The 8,413-nt window shown below is 59.9% G+C and carries 8 protein-coding genes; 2 read left to right on the top strand and 6 right to left on the bottom strand.

Features of this window, described 5'->3' with window-relative positions; genetic code table 11:
- The 3 genes from BGIM_RS60315 to BGIM_RS0112785 all read right to left on the bottom strand — a co-directional run.
- A partial coding sequence (locus tag BGIM_RS60315; RefSeq protein ID WP_193788974.1) for a translation initiation factor IF-2 N-terminal domain-containing protein occupies positions 1-699 on the bottom strand: 699 nt, incomplete at its 3' end.
- A gap of 378 nt (positions 700-1,077) precedes the next feature.
- The gene (nusA, locus tag BGIM_RS0112790) at positions 1,078-2,592 is read right to left on the bottom strand and encodes a transcription termination factor NusA (protein WP_020470162.1); all 1,515 of its coding nucleotides are present in this window, start codon (positions 2,590-2,592) and stop codon (positions 1,078-1,080) included.
- Positions 2,593-2,622: 30 nt separating this feature from the next.
- Positions 2,623-3,699: an ABC transporter ATP-binding protein gene (locus tag BGIM_RS0112785; RefSeq protein ID WP_020470161.1), complete on the bottom strand. Its 1,077-nt coding sequence runs from the start codon at positions 3,697-3,699 to the stop codon at positions 2,623-2,625.
- 142 nt (positions 3,700-3,841) lie between these two features.
- Here BGIM_RS0112785 and BGIM_RS0112780 point away from each other — a divergent pair, with 142 nt between their 5' ends.
- Complete coding sequence (locus tag BGIM_RS0112780) at positions 3,842-5,032, top strand: class I SAM-dependent rRNA methyltransferase (RefSeq protein ID WP_020470160.1); 1,191 nt, start codon at positions 3,842-3,844, stop codon at positions 5,030-5,032.
- Between the two features lie 217 nt (positions 5,033-5,249).
- Complete coding sequence (locus BGIM_RS0112775) at positions 5,250-6,701, top strand: c-type cytochrome domain-containing protein (protein ID WP_040888814.1); 1,452 nt, start codon at positions 5,250-5,252, stop codon at positions 6,699-6,701.
- 9 nt (positions 6,702-6,710) lie between these two features.
- Here the strand turns inward: BGIM_RS0112775 and BGIM_RS0112770 are convergent, their stop codons facing one another.
- From BGIM_RS0112770 to BGIM_RS0112760, 3 genes are all read right to left on the bottom strand, one after another.
- Positions 6,711-7,184, bottom strand: a complete 474-nt coding sequence (locus BGIM_RS0112770) for a hypothetical protein (protein WP_020470158.1) — start codon at positions 7,182-7,184, stop codon at positions 6,711-6,713.
- A gap of 258 nt (positions 7,185-7,442) precedes the next feature.
- Entirely contained in the window at positions 7,443-7,832 is a 390-nt protein-coding gene (locus BGIM_RS0112765; RefSeq protein WP_020470157.1) for a tautomerase family protein, read from the bottom strand.
- A 115-nt stretch (positions 7,833-7,947) separates the two neighbouring features.
- A complete protein-coding gene (locus BGIM_RS0112760) occupies positions 7,948-8,334 on the bottom strand; it encodes a VOC family protein (protein ID WP_020470156.1) in 387 nt (128 codons plus the stop codon).
- Positions 8,335-8,413 lie beyond the last annotated feature (79 nt).

Raw genomic sequence — 8,413 nt, 5'->3', positions numbered from 1 at the left:
GACGGCCGCCGGGGCCTCAGCCACGGGAACCGGGGCCGGTTGAGGCGCGGGGGCGGGTTCCGGTACGGTCACGGCCGGAGCCGGGACAACCACCGGTTCGGGGGCCTGTTCGACAACCCGGACGGGTTCGCGAACAGGTTCCGCGACGGGTTCTGGTTTCGTCTCGGCGACAGGCTCGGGAGCCGGGGCCGGGGCGTGTTCGGGAGCCGGGGCCGGTTCCGGAACAACGACGGGTTTCGGCTTCGACAGGGTGGGAACGCGACCCCCCATGTCGGCCATCAAGGGCCGGGGCGCTGGCTTGACCGGTTCAGGCTCGGGTTCCGGTTCCGGAACGTGCTCCACGACCGGTTCAGGAATGTATTCCGGTTCTGGCTCGGGACGGACTTCCTCCGGTTCTGCAACCGGGGCCTCGACCTTGGCTTTGGGAACGGGAAGGGCGACGATCTTTTTCTCGATCTTCGCGGTGGGAATTGCCTGCGCAACCGCCCGGGGGGATGGCGTGTTGTTCGCCACGGGCGCGGAGCGTCCCCCCTTGCTAATGCGTTGTTTGACCGCCTCGACCTGATCGGTTTCGAGACTGCTTAGTTGATTTTTGACATCGTAACCAAGCTCCCGACAGTAATCCAAGAGGTTCTTGGACTCGATGTCGAGGGTCTTTGCCAATTCAAAAACACGGACTTTCTTGGAAGCCTGAGCCAAGCGGGAATCCTCCGGGACGTTCCCCACGCCCCGACTGAAGGTAGAGAAATTCAGTTTATCATACGGGGGAGCATGTTCTCCCGTATTGTAACCGGCATGACCGACGGGGAAGATGATCCTTCCCATTCCATCCCACAAGGGACGGGGCACACGTTAAAAGGACTCGGTTGTCCGGTCCTTGCAGGCTGTTTATTCACTGGCGTGGCGTTTTGTCGGTCAAATCCTCAAGGCCGGTTGGGGAACTCTTCGCTGATGTTTGACGATCGGGCATCAGTGGAGTGGTCCACAAAGACACCCGACCCGCACAAGGGGTTCACGGATCGGGCGACAAACCCGGCCACGCGACCCCCGCTCATTATCCATTCTACACCGACGGGGCTACTCCGTTGGGGGAGTCTCTTCCGTTTTGGCCGACGCCTCCGGTTCTTCCGTGGATGCGGCATCGGCTTGGAACAGGCTATCGAAACTTCCGGCGGGTGTCTCGGATTTTTCGGCCGGGGCTTCAACGGTTTCTTCCGTGGCCGTCCCCTCCGCCGCCGCTTCGCCATCCGTCGCGGTTTCCGTATCTTCCGTCGCCGTTTGCTCTTCGGCCGCCGCGGCGGCTTCTTGGGCGGCCTCGTACTCCGGTTCGCCCTCCCGTTCGATCCGTTCGGCCATTTCTTCGGCGAACATAATCATTTCGTCCGCCTCTTCCGGGGTCACGCCGGTCATTTCGGCGAGTTGCTCCGGTTCGAGGAAGGTCAGATCCGTGTAGGTGAAAAATCCCTCGGTGATGAGAACTTCGATCATTTCCGAAGCCATCCCCGGCACGGCGCTGAACCAGCGTTCGGCCTTTTCCAGATCGCGGGCCAGTTCATCGACCGTCATAATGTCGATGTCCCACCCCACCAATTTGCTCGCCAGCCGGACGTTTTGTCCGCGACGGCCGATGGCCAGCGACAGTTGATCCTCAGCCACCAGCACAATCGCCCGTCCAAGCCGGGGATAAAGCTGGACTTCGCTGATCTCGGCCGGTTGCAGAGCATTGGGAATCATCACCTGCATCGAATCGTTCCAGCGTACGATGTCGATCCGCTCCCCGTTGATTTCGTCGATCACATTCTTGATCCGGCTCCCCCGGACGCCGACACAGGCCCCGACGCAATCGACCTTCATGTCGATGGACGACACGGCCACCTTGGACCGATACCCCGCCTCGCGGGAGACCGTCTTGATTTCGATGGTGCGGTCTTGGATTTCCGGAATTTCCTGCTCGAACAGGCCGCGAACAAAGTCCGGATGGCACCGGGACAGCACGATCTTGACGCGATGCCCCTGCTTGCGGACATCCATCACGACCGCCTTGATGCGGTCATTCACCTGATGGGTTTCGCCGGGAATCTGCTCGCTGCGGGGCAGAATGGCCTCGACGGTGCCAACCGTGTTCTTGCCGTCCTTGGACAGCGTGACGATGGACGTGCCGTTGTCCACCCGCTGCACGGTTGCCGTCACCAGTTCGCCGCGACGGGCTTGGAATTCGGTGAACACCCCTTCGGACTCCGCTTCCCGGATCTTCTGAGTCATCACCTGCCGGGCGGCTTGGGCGGCGATGCGGCCCAGCACTTCCGGTTCGATGGCTTGGTCGTTCTTCTGGGCGAGGATGTCGCCGGTCGCCCGGTCGATGTGGACCAGAACATCCACTTCGGTTTCATCCTCGTCGGATTCAAGGGAGTTGCGCTCGATGGCCAGTTGGATGGCCGATTCGATGCCGCCGAAGATGATGTCCTTCGGGATGCCCTTTTCCCGATGCATCGTGTCCACGAGCGTGAGGATGGCCTGCCGTTGGGCGGCGCGGGCGGCATCCTTCTCGGCGTTGATGTCTTTTCGGGTCTTTTTCGCGGGTGCTTTGGCCATCGGTGCAAGCTCTCGGGCAATCAGTGTTCTTCAGGTCTCTCGACGCCATCCCGTGTCGCCGTCAAACCAGTGGGTTTTGCCGGGCGCCATCCAAACCACCACGGGATCGCCCACGCCGGGCGGGTCGTCGGCCGAAAGAACTTGAAGGGAAACATCCCCCCGTTCCACGGCCGCCAGCCAGCCCGATCCCCGACGGCGACGTTCCTTGAGGGTGAATTCCCCGAGGGAAAGCCGGCCGTTTCCCGGAGTCAGGGACAGGTCTTCCGGGCGAACGCCCAAAGACATGTTCCCGGCCGGGAAAGGGGCCGACAGCCGAAGGCTTCCCGACACGGTCGAGAAGATTCCGCCGTCCACGGACCCGTCAATGAAGTTGATGGTTGGCTGGCCAAAAAGACAAGCGACCGCGCGGTGGCCCGGTCGATCATACGTCTCCGCCGGAAAACCGGCTTGCAGGAGACGACCCCCACCGAGCACCCCGACGCGGTCGGCCAGCGACATCGCTTCGTTCGGGTTGTGGGTAACAAAGATTATTGTGAGACGGAGACGCTCCCGGAGCAAGTGCAACCCGAGAGATAATTTTTCAGCGAGCAGCGTGTCGAGCGAACCGAACGGCTCGTCCAGCAGCCAGATCGACGCCCGGCGAACCATCGCCCGGCCAAGCGACACCCGCTGTTGCTCCCCGCCAGAGAGATCATCCGCCGGCCGGTTCAGCAGGGGAGTGAGTTCCAGCAACTCGGCCGCCTCGCGCACCCGCGCGGCGATCTCGCCCTCTGAAAGCCGCTCCCGCCGCGACACCCGGCTTTGGGCAAACCTTAACCCCTGCGCCAGATTGTCCCCGACATTCAACGCGGGAGCCAACGCCGGGCGTTGGGACACCAAGGCGATATTCCGCTCATGCGGCGGCGTCTGGGTGACCTCCCGGCCGTCCAGAAAAATCTTCCCGCTCGTTGGCGTTTCCAACCCGGCGATTAGCCGCAAAAGCGTGGACTTCCCCGACCCGCTCGGCCCGAGAAGGACAAACAACTCCCCGGCCGCGATGTTGAGCGTCGTCGGCTCAAGGACCGGCGTTCGGCCAAAGGTTTTCGAGAGAGAGTCGAGTGTAATCAAATTGTTTCTGGTTTCTGGTTTCTGGTTTCTGGTCCAAACAGCCTCTCGTGCGGGGCAATTCTGTCCATTCCGACCGTCTCTTCAAACTAGAAACTAGAAACCAGAAACTAGAAACCACCGGCCGAAAACGAATAATAACCCCATGAACCCCGAAGAAAAACCTGTCGTTGCCCTCAAACACACCGTCCGGCTCAAGATTGAGCGGCGGTCGAATCACCCGTGGATCTTTCAAAAGATGGTCGAAAAACCATCAGACAAAATCCCCAACGGCTCCGTCGTCGAGATCCTCGACCGCGATGGTTCGTGGGCGGGCCGGGGGCTTTACAACAGCCATTCCCGCATCACGCTCCGGGTGCTTTCCTCCAAGCAGGAAGAGGAGATCAACGCCGAATGGTTCGACCGGCAGATCGGCGAGGCCGTCCGTCTTCGCCGGGACATCCTGAAACTAGACGAATCAACGGACGCTTATCGGTTGATCCATTCGGAGGCCGACAACCTGAGCGGCCTCGTCGTGGACCGCTTCGGCAAGATGATCGTGCTGGAGTTCTTCGCGGCGGGGATGTTCAAATGGCGGAACGTGATTCAGGATTGCCTGCTGAAACACTTCCCCGATTCGACGTTTTATTGGTTCGCCGAAGAACACATCTGCAAGCAGGAATCATTCAACTGCCGGTCGCCGGAACCGCCGACACCGGGCGTCATCACGGAACACGGCGTGCGCTTCCGCGTCGCCCCCGGCACGAAGCACAAGACCGGGTTTTTCGTCGATCAACGCGACAACCGGCGAACGCTGGCCAGTTTCTGCGCCGGGAAAAAGGTGCTTGACCTGTGCTGCAACACCGGCGGCTTCGCGGTCTACGCCAAAACGCTGGGCAAGGCCGCCGAGGTGGTTGGCGTGGACCTCGACGAAGAGGTGATCGCCCTCGCCAAGCAGAACGCGAATTTGAACCAAGTGCAGATCAAGTTCACACAGGCCGACATCTTCCCGTGGATTCGCGACCTGCTGCCAACCGGGAACCGCTTCGATGTGGTGATCCTCGACCCCGCCAAGATGACCCGCGACCGCGAAGCCATTGATCTGGCGCTGAAAAAATACCTCGACATGAACCGCCTGGCGCTGCAAACCGTCGCCCCCGGCGGGATCTTCTTAACGTGCTCCTGCACCGGGTTGGTGGGCGAAGAAATCTTCCTCGACACCTTGCGCAAGTCAGCTTGGCAGGCGGGCCGAACGGCGCAAATCTTCAAGGTCACCGGGGCAGGGGGGGACCATCCGTTTATGTCCCACTGTGCGGAGGGAAGGTATTTGAAGGCGGTGTTTGCGAGAGTGTTCTGAAACTGTTTTTGGGATCATCCGACAAGAGCGTGCTGGGGCGAAAACCATTGGCCGCCGCCGGTGAATACGTGAATCAACCGGGGCGGAATGCACCCGCCAGACGTTGGCTGATTTTCGTTACTCACTTTGCGAATTTACGCGGGTATCTTCGGTCGCGGCGTGTTATAACAATTCTCACCTGCCGCATCGCCCGTTTCCCGCCTTCCCGCACGCACGTATGAACCGAATATTGCTCTCCCTTGCCTTGGCCTTGTTGTCCCTGCCGGTGTTCGCCGCCGAACCCGTGAAGGTGAGTTACTACAAGGATGTCCGGCCGATCTTCCAACAGCATTGCCAGGGGTGCCATCAACCGGCCAAATCCCTCGGCGGCTATGTGATGACCGCCTATCCGGACCTCTTCAAAAAAGGGGACAGCGAACAGCCCGGCGTGGTGGCCTCCAAGCCGGCCGACAGTCTGCTGGTGAAACTCCTCGGCGAAGTGCAGGGCCGGGCCAGAATGCCCAAGGGGAAGGAACCGCTGCCCGAACCGCAGGTCAAACTGATCACGAAGTGGGTGGAAGAGGGGGCCATCGACGACACGCCCGCTTCGGCCAAAGCCCCGCTGGTGGACGCCGCCCATCCCCCGGTTTATGAGGCCCTGCCGGTGGTGTCGGCTCTCGCCTTTTCCCCGAACGGGCAACTGCTGGCGGTGTCCGGTTATCACGAGGTCATTTTGCGCTCGGCCGACGGTTCCAAGCTCGTCGCCCGGTTGGTCGGCCTCTCGGAACGGGTGCAATCGCTGGCCTTCTCCCCGGATGGCAAATGGCTGGCCGTCTCCGGCGGCGATCCCGGCCGGTTTGGCGAAGTGCAAATCTGGGATGTGGAAAAGACGGCGCTGAAGATTTCCATTCCGGTCTCTTACGACACCGTGTACGGCGTAAGCTGGTCGCCGGACAGCAAACTGGTGGCCTGCGGTTGCGCGGACAACACCATCCGGGCTTTTGAAGCGTTGAGCGGCAAACAAATCTTGTTCCAAGGCGCCCACGCGGATTGGGTGATGGGCACCTCGTTTTCGCAAGACGGCCAGCACTTGGTGACCGTCAGCCGGGACCGATCAGTGAAGCTGACGGAAGTGCCGACGAACCGCTTCGTGGACAACGTGACCAGCATCACCCCCGGCGCGTTGAAGGGGGGCCTGCTGGCCGTGGAAGTCCGCCCGGTGCCGCCGCTCGCCAAGGACGCGAAGCCGAAGATGGCCGTCGTGCCGAAGGACACGCCCGGCGTTCCCGCCAAGTTGTACGACGAACTGCTGGTGGCGGGCGCCGACGGTCAGCCCCGCTTGTACAAGATGCACCGGGAAGTGAAGCGGGTGATCGGCGACGACTCGAACAAGGTCCGTGATTACGAAAAACTGCCCGGCCGAATCTATGGGGTCGCCTTCAACAAAACCGGCTCGGCTTTCGTCGTTGGCAGCAGCCTCGACGGTGTGGGCGAAGCCCGCGTTTATGAGACGGAAAGCGGCAAGCGAGTCGCCACATGCGAAGGCGTGAAGACGCCGGTTTACGCGGTGACGTTCTCGCCCGATGGCAAAACGGTGGTGACCGGCGGATTCGACGGCATCATTCGATTCAATGATGCCGCGACTGGAAAGATGATTTCGGAGGTGGTGCCGGTGCCGTTGAAGAAATAAGCCGGAAGGTTACTCGTCGGATTCTTCGCCAATCTTCGGGACATCCTTGGATATCTTCGCCGGCCATTCGCCCTTTTTGCAGGGGAGATAGATCACGGATCGAATCCGGTGCAGGGCGTTCCGCTGGTTCTTGCCCAAGTCCTTTTCTTCGCCGTCGCCGACGAGGACAAGCACCGGCCTCACATAGCCCTTGTCTTCACACAGCACCATCGCCTTGCCCGGCGGCACACTCCACTTGATCGACTCGGCGCTGCTGCCGAACTTGTGCGACGCTTGCAAATCCGGGAATGTGTTGCGCAGAATGATGTTCCGGCCTTTGAAATTCTCGTCGTCGTAAATCGTCAGCTTCCAGTCGCCCTTTTTGGCCTCTTCCTTTTTGTCCTTGGCGTCTTTCTTGGTCTGGCCGGTGACGGAGGAATCCCCGACCGACAAAACGATGACCACGCCCAAAAGGGACGCAATGGCCCAACGCAACGCTTGCATGTCCTTGTTCCTTAAAACGGGAGAGAATGATCAAGAACTGTCGGGCTGCGGTCCCCCGGCCGTTTGACCGACTGTTTTGGGTGGTCTGGGACAATTTATACCGTCACGCGACATTGTTTCGCAAACATAAAACAATCTGAATTTGTGTAACTTCTCCGAAAGAATGGGGGAGTGAGCACATGCCGGATTGGTCATTGCGGCAGCCAAAAGCCAACAATTAACCCCCGGCCACATGCTTGGGCACACTCATGACAGGTGCTATATCTCGACCTTGTACGAAAGACCCACTTCGTCCCCAGGCAGACCCCGAAAACCCCAGTTGTGCTTCGGAGTTTCCGTAATCGTAACCTCGATTTCGTTCGGCAGGCGCCCGCCCTGGCTCCCTATTCTTTCGAAGAGAAGCCGAATCAGAGATTTCTTTGTTTCCACGGAACGGCCTTCGAACATGCTGATTTCGATTATTGTGTACCGCGGTGAAGCGGAACCCGGATAGAAGAAGTCGGCACTTTCCAATGGAAAGAACCGATGGGCACGCTTGTCGGCGGGAAATTGCAATGCGTCAACGACGCACGAGTGGATAACGTCGGAGAGAGTTTTCTTGATGGGATCAAGATGCTCTCGAATTCCGTAGATCTTGATTTGCGCCACAGCGTTCCTCGGTTGTGTGTGTGCAGTCTGACGACACTGCTCGGCTCGCCAATACCAAGAACACCCTTACTGAAACCCAAAAATCGCAACTTCAAAAGTATCAGGCGGGGGCGTTTTATTGACCGGCGGGTGGCTCCCACAACTCGACCTTGTTTCCCTCGGGATCGATGACCCAACCGAACTTGCCGTACTCGGAGTCATCGATCTTGTCGAGGACGTTGCAGCCTTCCGCTTTGAGCACCGCGACCAGAGCGTGAAGGTCATCAACGCGGTAATTGACCATGAACGAGGCTTTGCTCGGAGCAAACTGATCGCTTTCCTCCGGACTAATCAACCAAGCGGTCGTTCCGCCCGCGGGCTTGCCATCCGAACCGACCCAATCGAACGCGGCGCCGCCCCACGCCTGGACATCAATGCCGAGATGATGCTTGTACCAAGCCTGCAACGCAGGCGCGTCCTTTGCCTTGAAAAAGATGCCGCCGATGCCAGTGACTCGCTTCATGTGAACCTCCGATGTGCGGTGGTTGAGGGGAGTTTTTTCTACAACCGAATGGTTTTGCTCAGCAGACACGGTGAGCGGA

Origin of the sequence: Zavarzinella formosa DSM 19928 (genome assembly GCF_000255705.1) — a bacterium.
GTDB lineage: Bacteria > Planctomycetota > Planctomycetia > Gemmatales > Gemmataceae > Zavarzinella > Zavarzinella formosa.
This window is presented reverse-complemented; position numbering and strand designations above follow the sequence as displayed.